Here is a 23,905-nt window from a genome sequence, read left to right as displayed (position 1 = left end):
ACATGCCGACCCCCCCGGACAGGCGGGCATTCCTTCGAACCGGCGGCCTCGCCGCCCTCACGCTGGGCGCTCAGGGCTTATCCCCCCTGGGCGCCGTCGGCATGAACGGCGCCCAGGCCGACACCACCGCCAGGGGCGCCGCGGGCGCGCCACGGCCCGCCGACTGGCGGGCGCTCGCCGAAGGGCTGGACGGCAAGCTCATCCGGCCCGGCGACGCCGCGTACCCCGGCGCCAGGAAGCTGTTCAACCCCACCTTCGACGCGATCCGGCCCGCGGGGGTGGCCCTCTGCGCCAACCCCTCCGACGTCGCCGAGTGCGTCGGCTTCGCGCGCCGGTTGAAACTGCCGCTCGCCGTACGCTCCGGCGGCCACTCCTACGCGGGCTGGTCCACCGGGAACGGTCTCGTCCTCGACGTGTCCCGGATGAACAAGGTCGCCCACTCCTCGGGGCGCGCGACCGTCGGGGCGGGTGCCAAGCTGATCGACCTCTACGACAAGCTGGCCGCGAGCGGGGTCAGCGTCCCCGCGGGCACCTGCGCGACGGTCGGGGTGAGCGGGCTGACCCTGGGCGGCGGCATCGGCGTGGTCTCCAGGAAGTACGGGCTGACCTGCGACGTGATGGAGTCGGTCCAGATCGTCACGGCCGACGGACGGCTGCTGACCTGCGACGCGAACCACAACGCCGACCTGTACTGGGCCTCGCGGGGCGGCGGCGGGGGCAACCTCGGCGTGGCGGTCTCCTTCGAGTTCCGCACCCACCCGACCCGCGAGGTCACGGTGTTCTTCCTGCACTGGCCGTGGTCGAAGGCGGTGAAGGCCCTGCGCGCCTGGCAGGCGTGGGCTCCCTCGGCTCCCGACGCCATGTGGTCGGGGATGCACCTGAGCCGCAACGGCGGGACGGACGTGGAGGTCGTCGGGCTCTACCTCGGCGGCAAGGCCGGCTGCGAACGGCTGCTCGACCGGCTCGCCGGCGCGGCCGGGTCGCCGTCGTCGAGTTCCGTCACCCAGACCTCCTACCGCCAGGCGATGCTCATCATGGCGGGCTGCGCCTCGCGTTCGGTCGCCGAGTGCCGCCTGCCCGCCACCCTGCCCGGACAGGCCCGGGGCGGGCGGCTGTCCAGGGGCAACTTCACCGCCAAGTCGCACATGGCCTACCGCCCGCTCTCCGAGGCCGGGGCCAAGGCCCTCGTCGCCCAGGTCGCCCGCCCCGGCGAGCACACCGTGCTGCTGGACGCCCTCGGCGGCGCCGTCGCCAGGGTCCGCCCCGACGCCACGGCCTTCCCGCACCGGACCGCCCTCTACAGCGTGCAGTACTACGCCCACCGTCTCGGCGCGAGGGTCTGGACCAGGACCGCACGCGCGGCGATGCGGCCCCACTTCGGCGACCACGCGTACGTCAACTACGTCGACCCTGAGCTCGGCGGCTGGCGCGCCGCCTACTACGGGGGCAACGCCACCAGGCTCGCCCAGGTCAAGGCCGCCCGTGACCCGGGCCGCCTGTTCCGCCTTCCCCAGGGGATCTGACCCCCGAAGGCCGCGTGACACCGCTCCCGAGGGGCGGCCGCCGTCGTGCGACGCCGCTCCCCGGGAAGCGGTGCCGCGCGACACCGCTTCCCGGGGGCCAGAGCGGCTTCCTGGGAGCCAGAGCGGCGTGACACCGCTCCTCGGGAGGCCAGAGCGGCGTGACGCCACTCCCGGGGGACGGCCGGTGCCGGGTGACACCGCTCCCGGGAGGCCGGTGCCGGGAGGCCGCTCCCGGGAGGCCGGTGCCGCGTGGCACCGGTCCCCGAACGGTCGACGCCGCGTGGCTCCGGGGGCGGTCGGCGCCGCGTGCCCGCGATTCCTGGGAGGTCAGTGCCGGGTGATGTCGGCTCCCGGTACGAAGTGGGACAGGACCTCGGGGTTGGCCATCGCGTCGAGGTTGGCGGCCTGCTCCGGCGCCGCGCCGAGGAGGATCTTACGGATGGGGACCTCCAGCTTCTTACCGCTGAGGGTACGGGGGATGCCGGGAACCTCGATGATCTCGTTCGGCACGTGGCGCGGTGAGAGACCTTCCCTCAGCTCCCTGCGCAGGCGCCCGACCAGATCGTCGTCCAGGGGTGCCCCCTCGGCCATGGTGACGTACAGCAGCAGGCGACCCTCCTGACCGAGCTGGCCGGTGTCGATCACCAGGCTGTCGGTGATCTCCTCGAAGCGCTCCACCACGCGGTAGAACTCGCTGGTGCCCATCCGGACACCGCCCCGGTTCAGGGTCGAGTCGGAGCGGCCGTAGATCACGCAGCCGCCATCGGGAAGGATCTTGATCCAGTCGCCGTGCCGCCAGACGCCCGGATACTCGGAGAAGTAGCTGTCGCGGTAGCGGGACCCGTCGGGGTCGTTCCAGAACATCACCGGCATCGACGGCATCGGCAGGGTCAGCACCAGCTCGCCCACCTCGCCGACCACCGACGCGCCCGACGGGTCGAAGGACTCGACCCTCGCCCCCAGGCAGCGGCACGGGATCACCCCCGCGCGGACCGGGAGCAGCGGTACGGCGCCCACGAAACCGGTGCACACGTCGGTGCCGCCGGAGAACGAGCCGAGCTGGACCTCCGGCATCACGTCGTGCGCCCAGGCGAACCCCTCGGGCGGCAGCGGCGAGCCGGTGGAGCCGAGGCCACGCAGCCGGTCGAGACCGGACGGCTCCAGGCCGGCCTTCATGGACGCGATCACGTACGGAGCCCCCGTACCGAAGTAGGTGACCCCCTCCTCCGCGGCGAGCCGCCAGAGCGCGCCGGTCTCCGGGTAGGTCGCCGCCCCGTCGTAGAGCACCACCGCCGAACCGACCAGCAGGCCGCCGACGAGGTAGTTCCACATCATCCAGCCGGTCGTGGTGTACCAGAAGAAGACGTCGCCCTCGCCCAGGTCCTGGTGGAAGGAGAGCGCCTTGAGGTGCTCGAGCACCACGCCGCCGTGACCGTGCACGATCGGCTTGGGCAACCCGGTGGTGCCCGAGGAGTAGACGATCCAGAGCGGATGCCCGAACGGCACCGGCTCGAAGTCGAGCGGTCCCGCGACGGCGCGTACCTCCGCCCAGCTCACCGTACGGACGCCGTCACCGGTCACGGCCGCCTGCTGTGCCGTACCGGAGGTGTCGGCGCCGAGCGCGTCCTGGGCCGGGACGCGCACCCGCGCCACCAGGGTCGGCAGCTTGGCGGCGATGTCCTGGACGACCGCGCTCCGGTCGAAGCGCCTGCCGTTGTAGTCGTAGCCGTCCACCGCGATGAGCACCTTCGGCTCGATCTGGGTGAAACGGTCGATCACGCTGGGCGCGCCGAAGTCGGGCGAGCAGGAGGACCAGACGGCGCCCAGGGAGACGGTCGCGAGGAAGGCGATCAGCGCCTCGGGGACGTTCGGCAGGTAGGCCGCCACCCGGTCACCGCGCCCGACACCCAGCGCGGCGAGCCCCGTACGGACCCGCGCCACCTCCTCGGCGAGTTCTCCCAGGGTGAGCGCCCGGCGTCCGCCCGCCTCGTCGCGGGAGACCACCGCGAGCCGCCCGGGGTCGGACGCGGCCCCGCGCAGCGCGTTCGCCGCGTAGTTCAGCGTCGACCCGGCGAACCACTCGGTGCCGGGCATCTCCCCCGACATGACGGGCCCGTCGCCGCGCTCCCCCACCACCCCGAAGTAGTCCCAGATCGACGTCCAGAACTCCTCAGGCGCGTCGACCGACCACCGCCACAGGGACTCGTAGTCACCGGACCGGCCCAGCCATTCCGCGTAGCGGGTGACCTTGGCGTTTCTCACGATCTCCGGGGACGGCTCCCAGAGCGGCGCACCTTCCTCAACCATGACTCCATCCTCTCGGTGCCCCACCCGAATGTCATCCCCCGGGACCACACACCCTCCGGCCCCCCGGTGTGGGACACCCACGTACGGACCTTCCGAAGGGAACGAGCGGCATCGGGCCGGGGACATGGATCGCCGCCGGGCATGTGGGGCCGACCGGTGACAAAGGGCAGCTCCGGACAGCTCCGGACAGCGACGGACAGCGACGGACTCCGTGTGATTCGCCCTCGTACGGCCGTTGGCCGCCGCCGGGAGCCGGAGGTCAGCGGTCCGCGGGGAAGTGGCCGGCACGCCGGGCCGGAGAGGTGAGACCGGCGACGGCGGCGACGACCTCGGAGGGGTTGGAGAGGTCGGGCAGGACCACGTCGGCTCCCGCCTCGTGCAGTTCGGCCGGGAGGGAACGCCCCGAGGCGACCCCGATCATCGCGGCCCCGGCGATCCTGGCGGCCTGGACATCCCTGGCCGAGTCGCCGACCAGCACCGTGTTACGCCCGTCGAAGGTCGCCCCGTACTTCCGCTTGGCCCGTCCCTGCGCGACCTGCAGGAGGGTCGCCTTGGGATATACCTCCTCACCGTAACCGCCGATCTCGAAGTCGATGTGCCTGTCGAGGCCGAACGCGGTCAGCTTGTGCGCCGCGTTGCTCTTGATCGTGCCGGTGAGCACCGACTGGACCACGCCGTCGAGCCTCGCCACGGCCTTCAGCGCGTCGCGGGCGCCCGACATCATCCTGCCCTCCTTGGCCAGGCGCCTGCGCCGGGCTCCGAAGGAGTCGGCGAGCGCGTCGAGGAACCGGGGGAGGTGGTCGTCCTCGGCGACGATCCCGTTGATGGCGAGCATCTCGAACACGATCTCCGAGTCGGGACGCCCGTTGGCCTGGGTCAGTTTGACCAGGGGCCTTCCGGTGACGGCGCGGAACGCCTCCGCGTATGCCTCACGGGTGACGATCGACACGTCGACCAGCGTGAGGTCGATGTTCCAGAGAACGAGGCGGTTGATCGGGGGCCTCCCGGAATGGGGGTGGATGCCCAGGGTAAGGCCCCGGACGTGCGGTGACCGCCTTCGATACCGAAAGGATCCGTTCGCCGGTTCTCGTGAGGTCGTGTCAGCGCCCTCAGCGTCCGTGTCGGTGCCCTCGGTGCCCGTGTCGGCGCCCTCACTGCCCTCAGGCGTGGTCGAGCGCGTTCTCCAGGGTGTCGACGACCGGGACGCCGAAGGCCATCAGATCGGCCCGGCTGGTCATGCCACCGGTGTAGAGGACCGCGCGTGCCCCGACGTGCTGAGCGGCGTGCGCGTCGTCCAGGCTGTCGCCGATGACGAGGACATCGGCCGGGTCGACGCCGAGGGCGGCGAGGTGGGCCACCATGGATTCGGCCTTGTGCCCGCCGGGGACACCGCGCAGGCCGTCGATCCGGGTGAAGTGGTGGTCGATCCCGAACTCCGCGATCTTGGGAACCAGCCGTTCGTGCGCCCACATGGACAGCAGAGACTGCTTGCCCCCCGCGCGCTCCCAGCTCCGCAGGGTGGAGAGGGCGTCGGCGGCGAGCCCGCACTCCAGCATCAGCCTGTGGTAGTTCTCGTGGAAGCCGAGGTCGAGCCTCTCCCACTCGCCGTCCTCAAGGGCACGGCCGAGCATGCGCTCGTAGGCGGTCCAGATCGGGCGCGTGTAGACCGCGCGGAAGCTGTCGGCATCGTAGGAACGCCCGTAGGGCTCGAACACCGCGTTCGTCGCACCGACGACGGCGTCGATGTCGTGAAACAGCGTGCCGTTCCAATCCCAAACAATGTGTCTCATATTGCCCTCCAGGATAGCGAAATTTCCCGTCGGATCGGCGCCGCGGCAGGGGATACGGCCCTCTCGGCGCCCCGGTCCGAGGCCCGGTCCGAGGTGCTCACGACAGGGCCGGCCGAGGGAATCTCCTCCGCGCTCGGCCCGCGGGAGGAGAGGACACGAGACTCCGGACGCCACGCTGCCGGACCGGTCTCGCGCCACCAGGTCGGGCACGACATCCATCAGTGATCAAGGCCCCTGACCACCGGCGAGGGCACGGTCCGACCTCAGGACTCGAACATCGGTCCAGCCGAAGAGGGTGCTCACCCACCGGCGGCTGTCAGGCACCGAATCCGCCCGATCAGCCGACCCGGTGGCTCCCATCAGCCGACCAGGTCGGGGATCTCCTGGGTGGCGTACCACAGGAGTTCGTTCGCCTCGGCGCCGTCCACGGTGAAGCGGGCGTCGTCGTCGCCGCGATCGGCCGCGGGCAGCGCGGCGAGAGCGGCCTCGACGTCCTTCACCGCGGGCAGGTCGTCCACGTGGACCGCGGCGACCAGCTTCAGCGGGACCACGGCGGCGAGCCGCACCCGGGCGCGCTCCTCCAGGTCGGTGCTCGCGCTCACGTCGCCCTCCGGCACGTCGACGGCGACGACCACCCGCCGCGCGGCGACCTCCACCCCGTCGGCGCGGTCGGCGGCGAGCATCCGCAGGGAATGCCTGGCCGCCTCGGTCAGGGCGACGTACTCGAGTTCCTCGGTGTCACCCGAGGCGTACCACTCGGTCAACGCGGGGGTCACCGCGTAGCCGGTCAGCGGGGCCGGACCCAACTCCCCCACGGTGACCACGCGGGCCAGCGCCGGAAGCGTACACGGCAGATAGACGCGCATCCATGCCTCGATCTGTCTCTCCGACATCGGCACCGTTCGGCGCCGATTCACGCATCGAGTGTGCCAGCATCGGCGCCCCCCGGTGTTACCACCCGCGCGGAGCGGCACGATCCGGGGGCGGCGACCGACGGCCCGGCATCGGGCACGGTGACAGGGTGACAGGGTGAACAGGGTGAGAGGTGAGCGGGACAGGTCAGCGCAGCGAGACCTGGAACAGGGTCTCCAACTCGGCGATGGTCACCTCGGGGTCGCGGTGGTGCACGCCGACGATGCCGAGCCGCCGGGCGGCCTCGATGTTGGCCTTGACGTCGTCGACGAACACACACTCCTCCCCGGCCAGGCCGATCCTGCCGAGCGCGTGCTCGAAGATCCTGGGCTCGGGCTTGCGCATGCCGATCTCCCCCGAGATGACGACCTCGTCGAAGAAGTCGTCCCAGCCCTCGCGGGGATACTCGTTCGCCCAGGAGTTGGAGAGCAGGCAGGTGCGCAGCCCCGCCGCGCGGGCCTCACGGAGCATCTCGTACATCGGCTCGACCCGGTGGAAGCGGGAGAACATCCTGTTCAGCAACCCCTCGGCGGCCGGCGGCACGCCGTCCGTCGTGATCAGTCTGGCCGCCAGGTCACGTTCGAAGTCCAGGCCGGAGATCTCTCCGCGCTCCAGGGCGTGGATGGTGTTCTCGCCGTTCTCCGTGTTCTCGTACGCGTGGACGATGAGTTCACGCATCACCTCGCGGTAGTGGGCCTCGTCGAGTCTCTCCGCGACGATCCACTCGGCGACCGCCTCGGTGAGATCGACGGTGAGCACACCGCCCCAGTCGATCAGCACGCCCTTCAGCATCTTTCCTCCTTGCCGGAACGGTTTCCAGGTTAGGCGCGGACCGGTGGACACGGGCGGCCGCCTCTGTCGAGGTCGTCGCTCCGAGGAGGGCGCGCGAGGCCGTCGACCGCGCCGTCCGGGTCCGTGGTGGCACGGGATCGTCCGACGACGTCTCGCTCTCGGCGGTGTACGGGTGGGTCCACGCGACGCGCGTCTTCGGCGATCCGCCCGTGGTTCACGAACCGTGGCCTGCCGCGAGCCCGGGTCGCATACCTCCCAAAACATCCCTAAACAGACAGGGCGCGACCCGACGGTCCGGAGATTCCTCCCCTAACATCCGATTCAACGACCGTTACGCGTTTCACGGTCTCAATACGAGGAAGATTACGAGAATGGCACTCAGGCCATATAACCGCACGTAGAAGGCATGATCGACCTCCTGCGGGCTCCATTTGCAGCTTCCCTCGGTTCCCATGAGGAGGGATCATGGCAGTAGCTCAGGCGAGCCGGTCGCGCGCCCGTACGGCACAGCGACCGACCACATCCGCGCCGTCCACCACGCATGCCAAGGCAGGCGGGAAACAGGACGGCAAATCGTTAACGCTCAAACTTCCGATGATGACCGTGCAGCTGCGGCCTCCGCATGTTCACTTGCCGCATGTCAGCAGGCAGGAGGCGGGACAGGCCGTGGACACGGCCAAGTCCTTCCTCCCGCCGGCCGAGCGCATCGCCTACTACGGAGGGCTCGGCGCGCTCGCGGTGGCTGGATTGCTCGAATGGCCGGTAGCGGCGGCCATCGGGGTCGGAACGCTGATCGCGCAACGTGCACGCAGGAAGAACGGGGCGCCGAGCCCGGTCTCCAGACCCTCGACATCCGCCGCCTCGCCCGGCGGCGCCACGTCCCCGACGACGAGGGCGACATCCCGGACCCGGACCACCGGTGCCACATCCCGTTCTCGCACGGGAGGCACCACGTCCCGGACACGGGCCGGCACGTCCACCTCACGTTCACGGACCGCGAAGCCCACGGCACGGACCACGCCCTCCCGTACGGCGGCGTCCGCGTCACGCACCGCCTCCAAGACCGCGAGCACCGTCTCCCGAGCCGCGGGCACCGCCGCGTCGCGCACCGCGAGCGCCGCGTCCCGGGCAGCCGGTACCGCGACCCGCGCGGCGGGCACCGCCGCCTCACGCGCGACCCGCACCGCCTCACGGGCGACCGGCGCCGCCTCACGCGCGGCGGGCGCCGCGTCCCGGGCCACGAGCCCCACCTCACGGACCCGCACCACCGCGAGCCGTACAGGGGGCACCGCCTCACGGGCCACGAAACCCACATCCCGTGCGAAAAGCACCACCTCACGCGCGGCGGGCGCCGCGACCCGCGCGACCGGCGCCGCCGCCTCACGGGCGACCGGTGCCGCCTCACGCGCGGCGGGCGCCGCCTCACGCGCGACCGGCGCCGCGTCCCGGGCCACGAGCCCCACCTCACGGACCCGCACCACCGCGAGCCGTGCGGGAAGCACCACCTCACGAACCACGAGCGGCGCTTCCCGGGCCGGCACGTCCACCTCGCGCTCACGGACCGCGAAGCCCGCGTCCCGGGCCGCGAAACCCGCGGCACGGACCACCAAGCCGGCGTCGCGGACCACCAAGCCGGCGTCGCGGACCACGAAGTCCACGTCGCGACGGGCCGCGACGCCCACTTCGCGGGCTCGCGCGTCGGCGTCCACCTCTCGCACCGCGAGCTCCGCGTCCCGGGCGACGCCGTCCGCCTCTCGCTCGAAAGGGTCGACCTCCGGGAAGTCGTCCAAGTAGTCGCAGCGATGGGGCCGATCAGGCCACGCGTCAACAAAGGCCTGATCGGCCCCGTCATCTTGTCTGCTGGAGATCTGAATGTTCGTGCCCCGCCTGCTGTCCGTTCCCGCGGAAACCCTCTGGAGCGTCGTGCCCGGTGCGATCAAGGTCGTACCCGGCGCGGTCAGAAACGCCCTGCCACATTCGCGTGGGAGGCGTGTCTGTTCCGGAGGGCTCCATGTCGATCTGCGTGTGATCGGCGCTCCGGGGAGCGACTCCAAGGCCCGGCGGCTGGAGAAGGCCCTGCTGAAGCTGGAGGGGGTCGAGCGAGCGGAGGTCAACGGTGTCCTCGGCTCCGTCTTCGTGGGGTGTGACACGGGCCTGGTCGACCTGGAGAGGCTGATGGCGATCATCGACGCCCTCGACGACGAGGGTGCGGGCGACGATCTGACCGACGACCTGGAAGAGGAAGCCGAAGAAGCCGAAGAGGAAGAGGAGGAAGCCGAAGAGGAGGAAGAGGACACCGAGTCCGGCGAGACCTCGTCTCCGGCGCTGAAATTCGTCGCCTCCAGGCTGGTGGAGCACCATACCGCCAGGCTGGTGGAGCGGCACACCCGGGCCGGCATCCGGCTCGGCGCGAACCTGATCGGGGCGGGTGTGGCGTTCGCCGGGCAGGCGGTGCGCGCACCGTCGATCCCGCCGATCTTTCCCGCCCTGCTGGGTCTGGCCGAGTCCACCCCGAGAGTCCGCCACGAGGTGGAACGCCGCATCGGCGGTCCGGCCACCGTCAACCTGTTCGCGACGGCGAACATCGTCACCCACACCCTGGCGCTGCGCCGGGTGGAGATGCTCGTCCAGTCGATCACCGCCGCGGGCCGCTACGCCGAGGCGCGCGACACGCGGCGGGCCTGGGAGGCGCGCCAGCACGAACTGGCGTCGAGAAAGGGCTCCTACCGCCACATCCGCACCGCGAGGAGGCGGCGTCCCGCGCCCATGGCCCACAGCCCGGTGGATCGGTTCGAACGCGTCGGAAGCCCGGTGGCGGCCGGCGCCTCCGGGCTGACGTACCTTCTCGGCGACGGCCACGCGCGTGCCGTCGCCATGCTCACCGCGACGACGCCCAAGGCCGCGAAACTGGGCCGCGAGTTCTTCGCGGTCGCGATCGGGCGCGCCCTGGCGAGACGCGGCGCGGTCGTCCTCCACAATCGCGCCCTGCGCCGCATGGACGGCATCGACACGGTCATCCTCGACGCCGACGTGCTCGGCACCGGTTCGTGGGAGATCGACCGCATCATCCCCCTCGGTGACGCGGACTCCGCGAACGGCGAAGGGCTCGACGTGCTGCGTGCGCGGCTGCTCACCCTGATCGACGTCGACGACCCCGGCGCGCGGAGGGAGCGCGACACGTGGAAGGCCGAACCCCTCGAGGGTCCCGCCGGGCTCGTCACGGAGGAGGCCAGGGACTGGGAGGTCCGGGGGATCCGGGCCGTTCACGTGACGAGGAAGGGCGTTCCCGTCGCCCTTGTCGGCATGGCGCCGCGGGTCGACCCGCTCGCCGACGCGATCGTCGCCGCGGCCGGGGGTGCGTGCGCCGTGGCGCTCGCGGGAGACGACACGGAACTCGGCCTGCGGCTCGGCATCGACGAGATCGTGCCGGGCGGTCCCCGGCTCGCCCGGTCGGTCCGCGCCCTCCAGGCGGCGGGTCACGGGGTCGCCGTGGTGTCGGAGCGCCGCATGGCCGCGCTCGCCCAGGCCGACCTGGGGATCGGTGTGCTGCGCCGCTCGGGCCGGGTGCCCTGGGACGCGGACGTGATCGCCGAGCTTGAGGAGGTTCACCTGCTCCTGAGTTGCCTGGGGCCCGCGAGGAGGACGAGCGAACGCTGCGTGTGGCTCACCACCGCGGGAACCGTCGCCGGAGGCGTGCTGACGACCCTCGGACCGGCGGAGAACTCCCAGAGCAAGGCGCAGTTCGCGAGCAGTTGCACGTCAATGGCCGCCCTCGTCGCGGGCGGGTGGGCGGGCTGGCAGGCCGGACGGGAGAAGCCGCCGGTCCTGATCGACACGACCCCCTGGCACGCGATGCCCGCCAAGGAGGTCCTGGCCCTGCTGGGCTCGTCGGCCGAGGGGATCAGTGAGGCCGAGGCCAGGCGGCGCAGGTCGACCACCGGATCGGGAGAGCCGAAGGGCCCCGATTCGCTGCTCCACGTGTCCGCCGAGGAGCTGGCCAACCCGCTCACCCCCGTCCTGGCGGCCGGGGCGGGCCTGTCGGCCATGGTCGGCTCGGTCTCCGACTCGGTGATGATCGGCACGGTCGTGCTCGCCAACGCTCTCATCGGAGGGAGCCAGCGATACAGGGCCGACCGGGCACTGCACCGCCTGACCGAGACGGTGGCGATTCCCGTACGGCTGCGCCGCCCCCAGGATCAGGCGAACGTGACCGCCAAGGACCTCACACCGGGCAAGCGGGCGAGATCGGCTCCACCTTCCGATCCCGGCCCTCAGGAGAAGGCGAGCGCCGCTCGCTCCCACGAGCGGGTGAAGGCGACCGTCGAGGACCTCGTACCCGGCGATGTGGTCGAGCTGCGCGCGGGTGACACCGTGCCGGCCGACTGCCGCGTACTCAAGGCGGTGGGCCTGGAGATCGACGAGGCCGCCCTGACCGGCGAGTCGCAGCTCGTCACCAAGTCACCGGAGCCCGTCAACGCGCCCGCCGTCGCCGACCGGACCTCGATGGTCTACCAGGGGACGACGGTGGCGGCCGGAAGCGGGCTCGCCGTGGTGGTCGCCGCGGGTGAGTCGACCGAGGCGGCGAGGACCGCCAGGCTCGCCGCGGAGCAGCCCCCGGCCTCGGGCGTGCGGTTGCGGCTGCGGGAGCTGAGCCGGCGGGTCCTTCCCGTCGCGGTCGGATCCGGCGTCGTCCTGCTCGCCACCGACCTGTTGCGCGGCAGCCCCATGGCGCAGGCGCTCGCGCCGGCGGTGAGCCTCGCCGTCGCCGCCGTACCCGAAGGGCTGCCGTTCGTCGCCTCGGTCGCGGAGCTCGCCTCCGCGCGGCGGCTGTCGACCCGCAGGACCCTGGTGCCCAATCCCTCCACGATCGAGGCCCTCGGCCGGGTGAACGTCCTGTGTTTCGACAAGACGGGAACCCTCACCGAGGGGCGCATCAGCCTGCGGTGCGTCTCCGACCTGCAGGAGGCACGCACTCTGGAGGACCTGACGCCCGAGCTGAGGTACGTCGTGACCGCGGGGGTACGCGCCTGCCCCAAGCATGGCGAGGGGCGTTCCGTCGCGCATCCCACCGACCGTGCCGTGTTCAAGGGGGCCGAGCAGCTGGGCGTGACCGAGAAGGGGGCCGGGAGCTGGGAGCGGATCGACGAGATCCCCTTCGAGCCGGGGCGCGGCTACCACGCCGTACTCGGCAAGGGTGACTCCGGCCCGCTGCTGAGCGTCAAGGGCGCTCCGGAGATCATGATCACCCGGTGCACCTCCATACTTCGTGACGGCCAGGTGGTCCCCCTCGCGGACCATCTCGTGGCGGAGATCGAAAAAGAGCTCGACCAGCTCGCCCGGCAGGGCTATCGGGTGCTCGCGGTCGCGGAGCGCCCCGCCTCCAGCCGTCGTGATCTCGACGAGTCCCGCATCCAGGAGCTGTGCTTTCTCGGGTTCCTCGGCCTCGCCGACCCCGTGCGGCCCACGGCCGCGGAGAGCGTCGGCCGCCTCACCCGGGCGGGCGTACGCGTTGTCATGATCACGGGCGATCATCCGAGCACGGCCGAGGCGATCGGCGTCGAGCTGAACGTGCTGAACGGCGGGCAGGTGATGACGGGGCCCGAGCTGGACGAGATGGACGACGACGCCCTGGTGGAGGCGCTGCCCGAGGTGACGGTCTTCGCCAGGACCACTCCGGCGCACAAGGCGCGGATCGTCGGCTGCCTGCGCCGGACCGGCAAGGTGGTCGCGGTCACCGGCGACGGCGCCAACGACGCCCCCGCGATCCGGGTCGCGGACGTGGGGATCGCCCTCGGCTCCCGCGCCACCCCGGCGGCGCGGGCGGCGGCCGACATCGTGGTGACCGACGACCGCATCGAGACGATCGTCGACGCGATCATCGAGGGCAGGGCGATGTGGAGCTCGGTCCGCGACGCCCTGAGCATCCTGCTCGGCGGCAACATCGGCGAGATCGTCTTCGCGGTCGGGTCCAGCCTGGTCAGCGGCGGAAACGTGCTGAACGCCCGGCAGCTGCTGCTGGTCAACCTGCTCACCGACATGCTGCCCGCGATGGCGGTGGCCTCCAGGCCGCCGACGGCCACCAGCCCGGAGAAGCTGCTCGACGAGGGGCCCGAGGCCTCGCTGGGGGCCTCCCTGACCCGCGACATCTACCTGCGTGCCGCCACCACGGCGAGCGCGGCGGGTCTGGCCTGGGCGATCGGCAGGGTGACCGGTACGCGCGGGCGGGCGAACTCGATGGGGCTGGTCGCGCTCGTGGCGTCGCAGCTGCTGCAGACCCTGGCGATGGGCAGCCGGGATCGCATGGTCGTTCTCGCCTCGCTGCTCTCCCTCGGCGTTCTGGGGGCGTCGGTCTCGCTCCCGTGGCTCTGCCGGTTCTTCGACTGCCGCTACCTGGGGCCGGTGGGGTGGACGGTCGCCCTGGGGAGCGCGGCCGCCACGACGGCGGCCGGGGTGGCCTTCCAGGCGTCGAGGCGGGGTTCGTCACCGAACGTTCACCAAACGGTAACCTCGTGACTGGTGACTTAGACTCCTTTGGTATGAATTATCGCCTTAAGACCCCTTTCTCCCTGTGAGGTTACTATGTCCGGATTCATCTCCACCGTGATCGCGAAGGCCGCCGTCATGCTGATCGAGGCCCTGCTCACGCGCATCATCCAGTCGCTCGTCGTCTCGCTGGCCAGGACCGGCAACCTTCAGGTCGCCTGATCCACCCCTGACGGCACGGAGCCCCGGGGTCCCGCTCAGCGGCCCCGTGAGGCGATGAGCCGGGCGACCTTGAGATGCTCGGCCGAGCGAAGCACCCGCTCGGCCTTGGCGGGGTCGGCGACCGGCGCCTTGTTCAGCAGGCCGCGAGCGGCCTTCAGCTTCAGCAGTCGCCGGACGGACTGGTCGAGCCGCGCCTCGGAGATCTTTCCGGACGCCACGGCCGCGAGCAGCGCCCGATGGGCCTCGCGGTAGTCCGGCGGCATGAGCAGCAGGTCCACCCCCGCCTGGATCGCCCGTACCGCGACATCCCCGTCGCGGTACTTCTTGCGTACCCCCGCCATGTCCAGCGCGTCGGTCGAGACGACCCCGTCGAAGCCGAGCTTCTCGCGGAGCAGCCCGGTCAGGATCGGCTTGGAGAGGGTGGCGGGGTCCCCCGAGGGGTCGAGCTTCGGCATCACGACGTGCGCGCTCATGATCGCGTCGACGTCCTTGCCGATCGCCGCGGCGAACGGCGGAGCGTCCAGTCTGTTCCACTGGGACCGGGAGTGCTTGATCACCGGCAGCCCGGTGTGGCTGTCGACGGCGGTGTCACCGTGACCGGGAAAGTGCTTCGCCGTCGCCCCGATTCCCGCGTCGTGGAAGCCCTGTACGGCGGCGGCGACCATCGGCGCCACCTTCTTCGGGTCGGAGCCGTACGCGCGCGGGCCGATCACCGGGTTGCGCGGGTTGAGGTTGACGTCGGCGACGGGCGCGAAGTCGAGGTTCACGCCCAGGGCGCGCAGTTCGGTGCCCGTCACCTTGGCGGCCCGGCGGGCCAGCGAGACGTCGCCGGTCGCGCCGATGACCGAGGCCCCGGGCAGGGGGGTGACCAGGGGGGCGAGGCGGGATACCTTGCCGTTCTCCTGGTCGATGCCGATCAGGAGCGGGATCTCGGGGGACGCCTTCTGCAGCCCGTTGGTCAACGCCACGACCTGCCGCACATTCTTCACGTTGCCCGCCCAGGGAAAGAGGATCACCCCGCCGGGGCGATAGCGGGCGACCATCTTCGCCGGGGTGTCCACGCCGAACCTCGCCTGGTTCTCCCCCGACGCCGTGTCGGCCGACGGGCCGTAGAGCACGGGCATGAACAGCTGGCCGACCTTCTCCTCCACGCTCATCGCGGCGAGCACGCCCTCCACGCCCGGCGCCTCCGCCGTCGCGGAGGCCGCGGGGGGAGCGGAGGGATCTGGGGTACCGGGGGTCTCAGGGGTCACAGCGGCCCCGGGGGTCACAGCGGTCGTGCCGGTGGGTGCCGCCGCGTCGGCGTTCGCGGGGGTCTCGTCCGCCCGGGTGGCACCCGAGGTGGGCGGAGCGGCCATCCCCGCCTCGGCGCATCCCGCCATCATCGTCGCGATCACTGCGATACCCGCCACACGTGTCCACCGAGCCATGCCGCTTACGCTATCCGGGCTCGCGCACCACTGCCTCCGCATCCACCCGGTCACCACCGGCCCCACGCCCCTCACCCGCCGGGTCCTCGCCACCTGTGAAGGGGATCCACCCACGTCAGAGGCCGAGATCGGCGAGGCCGGGCAGGTGCGAGCGCGCCTCGGCGCGCGCCTCGCCCGCGGAGGAGGCGGCCCGCGCCGCGACGGCGGCGAGGTGGCACTGTTGCCGCGTGTGGCGCGCCAGAGCGGCCCGCACGGCGGGCAGCGACGGGGCGGACATCGACAGCGAGGTCACCCCGAGCCCGACGAAGACACAGGCGAGGGCGGGATCGGCCGCGGCCTCACCGCAGACCCCGCACGGCCTCCCGCGCTCGGCGGCACCCGCCGCGGCGAGGGCGACCAGGTCGAGCAGCGCGGGCTGCCATGCCTCCTGGAGCCCGGCCAGCGCGCCCAGCTGCCGATCGGCGGCGAGGGCGTACTGGGCGAGGTCGTTGGTGCCGATGGAGAAGAAAGCAGCACGGACCGCCAGGTCGGCGGCGCGCAGGGCCGCCGACGGGATCTCGATCATCACGCCCGCCGACGGCAGCCCCGCCGCGTCGCAGGCGTCGGCGAACCAGGCGGCCTCCTCGGCGGTGGCCACCATCGGCGCCATCACCTGGAGCCTCGCCGACGAACGGGAGGCCGCCGCGGCCAGCGCGGCGAGCTGGGTGTCCATGATCTCCGGGTGCGTCCTGAACAGCCGCACCCCGCGCTCCCCCAGCGCCGGGTTGGGCTCGTGCGCTCCCGGTGGCAGGAAGGCGAGAGGCTTGTCGGCTCCCGCGTCGAGGGTCCGCACGACCACCCCGCCGCCGGGGAAGGCGTCCAGCACCTCCAGGTAGGCGGCCTCCTGCTCCTGCTCTGAGGGCGCCTCGGCCCGGTCGAGGAAGAGGAACTCGGTCCGGTACAGTCCGACCCCCTCGGCCCCGTGCTCCAGCGCGGCGGCCACGTCGCGCGGCCCGCCGATGTTGGCGAGCAGCGGCACGGCGTGCCCGTCGGCGGTCCTGCCCGGCCCCTTGGCGGACGCCTGTCCCGCCTTCCGCGCGGCGGCGGCCTCGCGCGCCCGGAGGACCTCGTCGTCGGAGGGCTCGGGCCGTACGAGGCCCGAGGCACCGTCGACCAGCAGCGGCGTCCCCGGAACGATCGAGGTCACCCCCTGGCAGGCCACCACGGCCGGCACCCCCAGGGCGCGGGCGAGGATCGCGGTGTGGCCGGTGGGTCCGCCCTGCTCGGTGACGAAGGCCGCCACCACGTCGGGAGACAGCAGCGCCGTGTCGGCGGGCGCCAGGTCACGGGCGACGAGGACGTACGGCTGCCCGGTGCCGGTGGGCACGCCGGGCATCGACCTGCCCTCGATCACCGCGACGACACGGTCCCTGATGTCGTCCAGGTCCGCGACGCGCGCGCCGAGGTATCCCCCGGCCGCGGCGAGCAGGTCGCGGTAGTGGCCGAACGCCTCGTAGACCGCGCGGGCCGCGGAGGTACCCGCCTCGACCAGCCTCGCCACCCCGTCGGCCAGGCCGGGGTCGCGCGCCATCATGGCCTGCGCCTGGAGGATCTCCCTCGCCTCGCCTCCGACGCGGACCCCCCGCTCCTCCAGGTCGGCGGCGACCCGCTCCAGCGCCCGCCCGGCCCTGGCCAGCTCCGCCTCGGCGTCCCCGGCGTCCCCGCCGTGCCGGGAGTCAGGGGCGGGGACGGTCGCCTCGTACGCGAGCACGTGGGCGGGGCCGACACCGACCCCGGGGCTGACCCCCACCCCGGTGAGTGTGCTCACGGCGCCGACGCGATGTCGGCCAGCCGGTCGACGAGCTCGTCGGCCCCCTCACCCTCCGCCCTGATCACCACGGTGTCGCCCTCCCTCACATCGAGCGAGAGGACCCCCAGGATGCTCTTCGCGTTCACCGGCTCGCCGCCCCCCTTGGCGACGGTGACGTCCAGGGACGCCTTGGCGGCCGTCTGGACGAACGTCGCGGCGGGTCTGGCGTGCAGGCCGACCTCCGACTTGACGATGACTTGGCGCTCGGCCACGTGTTCCTCCCGAGAGTCCTCTCGCGGTCTAGACCGCGAGATCGTTGGGCGACAGGGGCCAGGCGACCCCCGTCAGGTCGGTGACCACGAGATCGGCCCCGGCCAGCTCGGTGCCCGCGTGCGTGGTCGCTATGCCCACGCACGCCATGCCCGCCGCCTTCGCCGCCGTGATCCCGGCAATGGAATCCTCGAACGCCACACAGTGTGCCGGATCGACCGACAGGCGTGCGGCGGCCAGGAGGAATCCCTCGGGGTCGGGCTTGCCCACGATCACGTCGTGGGCGGACACGATCGTCTCCAGCAGGTCGCGGACACCGACCTGCGCGAGCCGTTCCTCCGCCCAGTCACGGTCGGCGGAGGTGACGACCGCGACCGGCGAACCGTGCGCCGCGACCCTGCGGACCAGTTCGGCGGCGCCGGGCACCGGCACGATGCCGGGCAGGCCGGGATGGTCCTGGAAGGAGAAGACCTCCTCGATCAGGTCGTCGATCCGCTTACCGGGGAAGAGATGGGCGCGCTCCGTCAGGACGTCGCGCCCACGCCGTCCCATGAATCCGCGCAGCACGATCTCGTCGTGGACCACCCCGTGGCTGTCGAGCAGCATCGACCACATCGCCATGCTCCGCCGCTCGGTGTTGATCAGCGTTCCGTCGAGATCGAAGAGTGCCGCCTTCACGGGCGGTCTCGCTGTCGTCGCCACTTCTCGTCCCCACTCTCGGCTTCGCCCGGTGTCGCACGGCCAGTGTCTCGTGGTCGCTTCCGCGAGCTCTCAGACCGGATCGTCCCACTCGAAAAGGTCGTCCCCGGCGTCGACGGCCCCCGTGACGAGGCCGGTGACGGCACTCGCGGCGGCGTCGAGCGCCACGACCGGGCAGATCGGGCAGCGCCCGCCGGCCTCGATCCCGGCCGGATCCCACGCCACCACCGGCTGCCCCGCGCTCACCCGGTCACCCTCGGCGGCCAGTGTCTCGAAGCCCTCGCCCCTGAGTTCGACCGTGTCGATGCCGAGGTGGACGAGGACCCCCCGGCCGTCGTCGCCGACGACCACGAACGCGTGCGGGTGCAGCTTGACGATGGTGCCCGCGATGGGAGAGAGCACCCTGCCGGGCACCCTGTCCGGCTCGATCGCCACACCGGGCCCGACCAGTCCTTCGGAGAAAACCGGGTCGGGCACCGAGCCGAGCCGCACGGCCACCCCCGCGACCGGTGCCAGAACTGTGGTCACCGTTCCCCCCTCGGCCTGCCGCCGCCCGCGAGGGCGGCCCATCCCTGACCCTGCCGCCCCTGCCACCCGCGTCGCCCGTACCACTCGGGCCGTTCGGGCCGTTCGGGCACACCCCCGCCGTGAGAGCGTCCTCCCCTGCCCTGATCGGCTCGTGCCCATGTCCATGTCGGTCGTGTTCAGCCGATGATGTCCTCGATGTCGCTGGCGATCGTGTCGGCCTCGGGGCCCACCACCACCTGGACGACGTTGCCCGCCGCCATCACACCGTGCACGCCGGCCGCCCGCAGGGCGGCCTGGTCGACCCTGGAGGCGTCGCGCACCTCGGTGCGGAGCCGGGTGATGCACGGTTCGATCTCGATGATGTTGTCCGCCCCACCGAGTCCAGCGATGATCGCGTCGGCGTCGGCCGCCATGTCGCCTCCAGATGTGATCACCCTGTCCCCAAGGCTATGACCAGGCTAAAGGACATGTCACGATCAGTCGGTCTGGGTCACCTTGTTGAGACCTCGGGGGGAGTCGGGGTCGATCCCCAGCCTGCGCGCGAGCGCCTCGGTGAGCAGCTGACCTGGGACGATGAGGCCCAGCGGCGCGACCCACTCGGGAAGGTCGGGGCCGTTCAGCGCGGCGGTGGCGACCGAGGAGAGCGCATTGCCGCCGCCGACCGTGTACGCCGAGGCGCCCGCGCCGGTCACCCTCTCCGCGAGCGCCACGGTGCCCGCCAGGGTCGGGCCCTCGCCCGCCGCGACCAGGATGGCCGGGGTGTCGGAGTCGACCACGGCGATCGGGCCGTGCAGAAGGTCGGCGTACGACAGGCCCATCGCGTGCAGGTAGCAGGCCTCCTTGAGCTTGAGCGCCACCTCCAGCGCGGTGGAGAAGGCCAGACCCCGGCCGGAGACCACGACACCCGGCTTGTCTGCCAGGCCCTCGACGATCGCCTCCAGGTCGCCCGGGTCACCGATCAGCTTCTCGACCGCGTCCGGAACCCGCCGCAGATCGGCGGCGTCGACGTCCGCGCCGAGCCCGAGGGCGAGCACGGCGAGCGCGGCGAGCGCGGTGGTGTAGGTCTTGGTGGCGGGGACGGCCTTCTCCTCGCCCGCGACCGTGCACAGGGCGAGGTCGGCGGCCTGCGCGAGGGGGGTCTGCTCGCCACCATTGGTGATGGCCACGGTCCTGGCACCGCAGTCCTTCGCCCAGGCGAGGGTCTCGACGATCTCCTCGGTCCTGCCCGACTGGGAGAGGGCGACGGCCAGCACACCGTCGAGGTCCAGCCTGCGCCGGTAGGTCGTGGCGATCGAGGGAGCGGCGAGCGTGGAGAGCCTGCCCGTGTGCGTCTCGGCGAGATAGCGGCCGTAGACCGCGGCGTTGTCGGAGGTGCCGCGGGCGATGAACAGCAGCTGGCGGGTCTGCCCGGCGAGCCGCTCCACCTCCCCGACCCTGGGGAGAAGTGCGTCGAGCGTGGCTCGCAGCGCGGCGGGCTGCTCGGCGATCTCGCTGCGCATCTTGGTCGTCATCTCGCGCTCATCCTTCGGTTCGGACGGACGAGACCGGGCCGTTACCGATCCGTCTCCGGTCCGTACGTTGACACCCTTTTCCGGCCTGTGGTCTAGTCCGGACTAGACCAGTACGAACCATAACTCATGAGGCATCTCAGATCGAGGGGGGAGGATCCTGTGGCCCGGATCGATCCGGACAGCCCGGTGCCCAAATACTTCCAGCTCCGGGAGATCCTGCTCGATCTCATCGAGAACAACGAGCTGGCGATCGGCACGGCGATCCCGTCGGAACGCGAGCTCTGCCAGCGCTTCGGACTGTCCCGCATGACCGTGCGGCAGGCCGTGGACCACCTCGTCTCCGAGGGCAGGCTGCAGCGGGTGGCGGGCAAGGGCACCTTCGTGGCCCGCCCCAAGATCGAGATGTCCCTGCGGCTCACCTCCTTCAGCGACGAGATGCGCGCCAGGGGCATGGAACCCGGCTCCCGCGACCTGGACCGGCGGGTGGTCAGGGCGAGCGCGCACCTGGCGCGGGAACTCGGCATCCAGCCGGGCGACGAGGTTCACTTCATCGAACGGCTGCGGACCGCGGCCGACGAGCCCATGTGCATCGAGCGGGCCCACATTCCCGTCTCCCTCGCGCCCGACCTCGACACCCACGACCTGACGGGCCGCTCCCTCTACGCCCTTCTGGAGACCCGCTACGGCCTGGTGCTCGACGCCGGAGAGCTCACCATCGACGGCGGCATCGCCGATCCCGGTGACGCCGACCTGCTGAAGCTGCCGCGCGGCGGGGCCGTGCTGCTACTCCAGCGACGCTCCTTCGCGGGAGGTGTCTGCGCGGAACTCGGGGTGTCCACCTATCGCGCCGACCGCTACCAGCTCCGTACGATCCTGGAGATACCGACCCGCCGCAGCTGACCACGCTTCTCGGCCACAGCCGAGACCCGCCACCGATCCCGCTTCTCGGCCACATCCGAGACCGGTTACCGGCCTCGACTTCCCGCGCACGTCCCGTCCACCGCCGACCTCGCCCTCCGACAACGTCCCATCCGCCGTGCCCGTACCGCCACCGTCACCCCCCGCCCACCGCCCCTTCGCCGCCCTCCTCCCTTCCAGCCTCTGGAGGAAAGCCCGATGAGCCCTCTCCCGGCGGACGCGGGTCCGCCCGCCGCCCACCCGCGCGGGTCCGCGGCGATGAGCGTGCTCCAGCGCCTGGGACGGTCCCTGATGCTGCCGATCGCGGTCCTGCCGGCCGCGGGTCTGCTGTTCAGGCTCGGGCAGGACGACCTCCTCGGCCGGACCGACAGCGCGCTGCTCGACGACGTGGCCCGGGTCGTCGGCACCGCGGGCGGCGCCCTGTTCGACAACCTGCCCATCCTGTTCGCGATCGGCGTCGCCATCGGGTTCGCCCGCAAGGCCGACGGCTCCACCGCCCTGGCGGCACTCGTCGGCTACCTGGTCTTCCACGCCGTGAGCATGAACATGTTCTTCATCCTCTTCGACGCCGATCTGCGGGGGCCCATCACCACGGAGGTGTTCGACAGGAGCGACCCCGGCGTCCCCGACACGGTGCTGAACCTCGGCGCGCAGAACCCGACCCGGGTGCTCGGGGGGATCGTGATGGGCCTGGTCTCGGCCCTGCTCTGGCAGCGCTACTACCGCACCAAGCTGCCGACCTGGCTCGCCTTCTTCGGCGGGCGTCGCCTGGTGCCGATCCTCACCGCCTTCGCCGGGCTCGTGATCGGCGTGCTCTTCGGCTTCGTCTGGCCGTTGCTGGGCGGCTGGGTCCGCGCCTCGGGGGCCTGGCTCGCCTCCAACAGCGAGCTCGGCGCCGGGATCTACGGCATGATCAACCGCGCCCTGCTCCCCCTCGGCATGCACCACATCGTCAACAACGTGATCTGGACCCAGGTGCCCGAGTGCGTGGTCGACGGCAAGAAGCTCGCCGGGGACCTGATCTGCTTCAACAACGGCGCCGTCGGCTACGGCGGCTTCGAGGCCGGCTTCTACCCGGTCCTCATGTTCGGCCTGCCCGCCGCCGCGATCGCCATCTGGCGGGCCGCGCCACCGCACCGCCGCACCGCGGTCGGCTCGATCATGATCTCCGCGGCGCTCACCGCGTTCCTCACCGGGATCACCGAACCGATCGAGTTCGCCTTCATCTTCGTGGCGCCGGTCCTGTTCGTGATCCATATCGTGCTCACCGGCATCTCCATGGCCGTCGCCTCCGCCCTGGGCGCCAAACTCGCCTTCAGCTTCTCCTCCGGATTGATCGACCTCGGTCTGTACGGGACCGCGCCCAACGCCCGGGGGATACCGATCATCATCGTGATGGGGCTGTTCTACGCGGTGATCTACTACACCGTTTTCACCTTCCTGATCAGAAGACTGAACATCATGACCCCCGGCCGCGAGCCCGAACCCGACGTCGACTCCGGGGAGTCCTCCGCCCCGGTGCGGGGAGGCGCGGACGGTGGCCGGACACTGGGAGACACGAACACCGGCCGGGCGCGAAGCCGGGCGGATGACGATCCGGCACGGGAAAACGCGGACACCGACCGGGCTCAGGAAAACACGAACACCGGCCGGGCCCGGGGAGACGCGGAGAGCGGACCGCCCCTCTCCTGAGAGGTGCGCCGAGTGGTTTCGGCCGTCCGTCAGCGATCACGGCTCTGGCCACAACCCGCCTCAACCGGAAACGACCGCTCCAACCTGAGGCGACCTTCTCCGCCCAACAGGACGAAGCGACCGCGATTTCCGGGAAGTTGGCGGGCCGCGTATCTGCACAGCGGGCCGAAAACTCCCTGATGTGTTGATTTCCCCGCCCCCGGACCAGCACATCGGAGCCCTCATGCCGCCCCCACGACGCCCGGCAGCACTCCCCAGAATCGCCCCCTCCCCCGCCGCGGAACCGCCCTACGACGACGACCGCCCCACCGGGAACGCCCCGGCCGTACCGCCGTACGTGCAGGGCACTCTCGCTCTCGCCCTCGATCCCCGAGAGCCTGGCTCCTCGGCCGGGAAACCGCTGGTCTGGGGCCCGCCCGGCGCGGTCCCCGACGAGCGGAGACTGCGGGCCCTCGCGCAGGCCGTCGCCGAGATCCTGTCCGGAAGGCGCCCTCCGGCGAGCGTCTCCTGTCACCTGACCGGCAGGGTCCAGGCCGAGCTGGCCAGGAGTGGGAAGGTCATCGACAGTGCGCGCCCGCCCCGGGTCGGCAGGGTCCACGTCTCCCAGCCCGAGGACGGGATCGTGGAGATGTGCGTCGTGGTCGACTGCGGCGACCGCTCGCGCGTCCTGGCGTTGCGGCTGGAACGCAGGGGCGTGCGCTGGCTGTGCACCGAGTTCGAGACGGCCCCCGACCGCGTCCCGCGCCGAGGGCCCGCGACGCCCAGGCCCACCGCCGCGTCCGCAGCTCGTCCCCAAAGGCCGTGAAGACCGTGAAGCCGACGACCCCCTGACCGGCCCGCTCGCGACAGAGTCCGCCGCACGCGTCGCTCGTTCCAGGAAATCGTGGCCGGCCGCTCCCACGCGGAGCCCGCCACGCCCGTGACCGCTCGTTGCCGGAATCCGTGCGGCCACCGCCCCCGGCCCGCCGCGCTCCGCCCAGAGCGCCGGAACGGAGGAGATCCGGACGCGCCGGAGGGCCCGCACCGTGGTGGTGCGGGC

General features: G+C 71.9%; 19 protein-coding genes. 6 read left to right on the top strand and 13 right to left on the bottom strand.

Features of this window, described 5'->3' with window-relative positions:
• Window positions 1-2: 2 nt before the first annotated feature.
• Entirely contained in the window at window positions 3-1,523 is a 1,521-nt protein-coding gene (locus tag AB0B96_RS36545; protein WP_362906293.1) for an FAD-binding oxidoreductase, read from the top strand.
• 327 nt (window positions 1,524-1,850) lie between these two features.
• Here AB0B96_RS36545 and AB0B96_RS36540 read toward each other — a convergent pair whose 3' ends face one another.
• The 6 genes from AB0B96_RS36540 to AB0B96_RS36515 all read right to left on the bottom strand — a co-directional run bounded on the left by AB0B96_RS36540 (window position 1,851) and on the right by AB0B96_RS36515 (window position 9,114).
• Window positions 1,851-3,830, bottom strand: coding sequence for an acetoacetate--CoA ligase (locus AB0B96_RS36540; RefSeq protein WP_362906291.1), 1,980 nt, complete (start codon window positions 3,828-3,830; stop codon window positions 1,851-1,853).
• A 259-nt stretch (window positions 3,831-4,089) separates the two neighbouring features.
• The gene (locus AB0B96_RS36535) at window positions 4,090-4,824 is read right to left on the bottom strand and encodes a haloacid dehalogenase-like hydrolase (protein WP_362906314.1); all 735 of its coding nucleotides are present in this window, start codon (window positions 4,822-4,824) and stop codon (window positions 4,090-4,092) included.
• 166 nt (window positions 4,825-4,990) lie between these two features.
• Window positions 4,991-5,620, bottom strand: coding sequence for an HAD hydrolase-like protein (locus AB0B96_RS36530; RefSeq protein WP_362906289.1), 630 nt, complete (start codon window positions 5,618-5,620; stop codon window positions 4,991-4,993).
• 359 nt (window positions 5,621-5,979) lie between these two features.
• Window positions 5,980-6,486, bottom strand: coding sequence for a hypothetical protein (locus tag AB0B96_RS36525; protein WP_362906312.1), 507 nt, complete (start codon window positions 6,484-6,486; stop codon window positions 5,980-5,982).
• A 193-nt stretch (window positions 6,487-6,679) separates the two neighbouring features.
• Window positions 6,680-7,324, bottom strand: coding sequence for an HAD family phosphatase (locus tag AB0B96_RS36520; RefSeq protein ID WP_362906287.1), 645 nt, complete (start codon window positions 7,322-7,324; stop codon window positions 6,680-6,682).
• 713 nt (window positions 7,325-8,037) lie between these two features.
• Complete coding sequence (locus tag AB0B96_RS36515; protein WP_362906285.1) at window positions 8,038-9,114, bottom strand: hypothetical protein; 1,077 nt, start codon at window positions 9,112-9,114, stop codon at window positions 8,038-8,040.
• 82 nt (window positions 9,115-9,196) lie between these two features.
• Between AB0B96_RS36515 and AB0B96_RS36510 the strand changes: the two genes are divergently transcribed.
• Both AB0B96_RS36510 and AB0B96_RS36505 read left to right on the top strand, forming a co-directional pair.
• Window positions 9,197-13,837: an HAD-IC family P-type ATPase gene (locus AB0B96_RS36510; protein ID WP_362906283.1), complete on the top strand. Its 4,641-nt coding sequence runs from the start codon at window positions 9,197-9,199 to the stop codon at window positions 13,835-13,837.
• A 66-nt stretch (window positions 13,838-13,903) separates the two neighbouring features.
• Window positions 13,904-14,029, top strand: coding sequence for a hypothetical protein (locus tag AB0B96_RS36505; protein ID WP_350946514.1), 126 nt, complete (start codon window positions 13,904-13,906; stop codon window positions 14,027-14,029).
• Window positions 14,030-14,064: 35 nt separating this feature from the next.
• Here AB0B96_RS36505 and AB0B96_RS36500 read toward each other — a convergent pair whose 3' ends face one another.
• The 7 genes from AB0B96_RS36500 to AB0B96_RS36470 all read right to left on the bottom strand — a co-directional run bounded on the left by AB0B96_RS36500 (window position 14,065) and on the right by AB0B96_RS36470 (window position 20,256).
• Window positions 14,065-15,459 carry a glycoside hydrolase family 3 protein gene (locus tag AB0B96_RS36500; RefSeq protein WP_362906281.1) on the bottom strand — a complete coding sequence of 465 codons (1,395 nt, stop codon included), beginning with the start codon at window positions 15,457-15,459 and terminating at the stop codon, window positions 14,065-14,067.
• Between the two features lie 115 nt (window positions 15,460-15,574).
• Entirely contained in the window at window positions 15,575-17,266 is a 1,692-nt protein-coding gene (ptsP, locus tag AB0B96_RS36495; RefSeq protein WP_362906279.1) for a phosphoenolpyruvate--protein phosphotransferase, read from the bottom strand.
• On the bottom strand, window positions 17,263-17,520 hold the full coding sequence (locus AB0B96_RS36490) for an HPr family phosphocarrier protein (protein WP_350946511.1): 258 nt from the start codon (window positions 17,518-17,520) through the stop codon (window positions 17,263-17,265). The genes ptsP and AB0B96_RS36490 overlap by 4 nt, the downstream gene beginning before the upstream one ends.
• A 28-nt stretch (window positions 17,521-17,548) precedes the next feature.
• Complete coding sequence (locus AB0B96_RS36485) at window positions 17,549-18,196, bottom strand: HAD family phosphatase (RefSeq protein WP_350946510.1); 648 nt, start codon at window positions 18,194-18,196, stop codon at window positions 17,549-17,551.
• Window positions 18,197-18,289: 93 nt separating this feature from the next.
• Window positions 18,290-18,745 (bottom strand): PTS glucose transporter subunit IIA, encoded by a 456-nt coding sequence (locus AB0B96_RS36480; protein ID WP_362906277.1) that lies wholly within the window; start codon window positions 18,743-18,745, stop codon window positions 18,290-18,292.
• Window positions 18,746-18,921: 176 nt separating this feature from the next.
• Entirely contained in the window at window positions 18,922-19,158 is a 237-nt protein-coding gene (locus tag AB0B96_RS36475; RefSeq protein ID WP_350946508.1) for a glucose PTS transporter subunit EIIB, read from the bottom strand.
• A gap of 63 nt (window positions 19,159-19,221) precedes the next feature.
• Window positions 19,222-20,256, bottom strand: coding sequence for an SIS domain-containing protein (locus AB0B96_RS36470; protein ID WP_362906275.1), 1,035 nt, complete (start codon window positions 20,254-20,256; stop codon window positions 19,222-19,224).
• Window positions 20,257-20,415: 159 nt separating this feature from the next.
• Here AB0B96_RS36470 and AB0B96_RS36465 point away from each other — a divergent pair, with 159 nt between their 5' ends.
• The 3 genes from AB0B96_RS36465 to AB0B96_RS36455 all read left to right on the top strand — a co-directional run bounded on the left by AB0B96_RS36465 (window position 20,416) and on the right by AB0B96_RS36455 (window position 23,671).
• Entirely contained in the window at window positions 20,416-21,156 is a 741-nt protein-coding gene (locus AB0B96_RS36465; RefSeq protein WP_362906273.1) for a GntR family transcriptional regulator, read from the top strand.
• A gap of 216 nt (window positions 21,157-21,372) precedes the next feature.
• A complete protein-coding gene (locus AB0B96_RS36460; protein WP_362906271.1) occupies window positions 21,373-22,866 on the top strand; it encodes a PTS transporter subunit EIIC in 1,494 nt (497 codons plus the stop codon).
• Between the two features lie 223 nt (window positions 22,867-23,089).
• Entirely contained in the window at window positions 23,090-23,671 is a 582-nt protein-coding gene (locus AB0B96_RS36455; RefSeq protein ID WP_362906269.1) for an Rv3235 family protein, read from the top strand.
• The last annotated feature ends 234 nt before the right edge of the window (window positions 23,672-23,905 follow it).

It is taken from the genome of Streptosporangium sp. NPDC049046 (genome assembly GCF_040649155.1).
GTDB lineage: Bacteria > Actinomycetota > Actinomycetes > Streptosporangiales > Streptosporangiaceae > Streptosporangium.
The sequence above is the reverse complement of the archived record's forward strand: the minus strand, read 5'-3'. Positions and strand labels throughout refer to the sequence as shown.

Bases quoted from the DNA above. Each gene is read 5' to 3' on its own strand.
- AB0B96_RS36545 (WP_362906293.1), top strand. From the start codon at position 3: ATGCCGACCCCCCCGGACAGGCGGGCATTCCTTCGAACCGGCGGCCTC.
- AB0B96_RS36540 (WP_362906291.1), bottom strand. From the start codon at position 3,830: ATGGTTGAGGAAGGTGCGCCGCTCTGGGAGCCGTCCCCGGAGATCGTG.
- AB0B96_RS36530 (WP_362906289.1), bottom strand. From the start codon at position 5,620: ATGAGACACATTGTTTGGGATTGGAACGGCACGCTGTTTCACGACATC.
- AB0B96_RS36525 (WP_362906312.1), bottom strand. From the start codon at position 6,486: ATGCGCGTCTATCTGCCGTGTACGCTTCCGGCGCTGGCCCGCGTGGTC.
- AB0B96_RS36520 (WP_362906287.1), bottom strand. From the start codon at position 7,324: ATGCTGAAGGGCGTGCTGATCGACTGGGGCGGTGTGCTCACCGTCGAT.
- AB0B96_RS36510 (WP_362906283.1), top strand. From the start codon at position 9,197: ATGTTCGTGCCCCGCCTGCTGTCCGTTCCCGCGGAAACCCTCTGGAGC.
- AB0B96_RS36505 (WP_350946514.1), top strand. From the start codon at position 13,904: ATGTCCGGATTCATCTCCACCGTGATCGCGAAGGCCGCCGTCATGCTG.
- AB0B96_RS36500 (WP_362906281.1), bottom strand. From the start codon at position 15,459: ATGGCTCGGTGGACACGTGTGGCGGGTATCGCAGTGATCGCGACGATG.
- AB0B96_RS36475 (WP_350946508.1), bottom strand. From the start codon at position 19,158: ATGGCGGCCGACGCCGACGCGATCATCGCTGGACTCGGTGGGGCGGAC.
- AB0B96_RS36470 (WP_362906275.1), bottom strand. From the start codon at position 20,256: ATGACGACCAAGATGCGCAGCGAGATCGCCGAGCAGCCCGCCGCGCTG.
- AB0B96_RS36460 (WP_362906271.1), top strand. From the start codon at position 21,373: ATGAGCCCTCTCCCGGCGGACGCGGGTCCGCCCGCCGCCCACCCGCGC.
- AB0B96_RS36455 (WP_362906269.1), top strand. From the start codon at position 23,090: ATGCCGCCCCCACGACGCCCGGCAGCACTCCCCAGAATCGCCCCCTCC.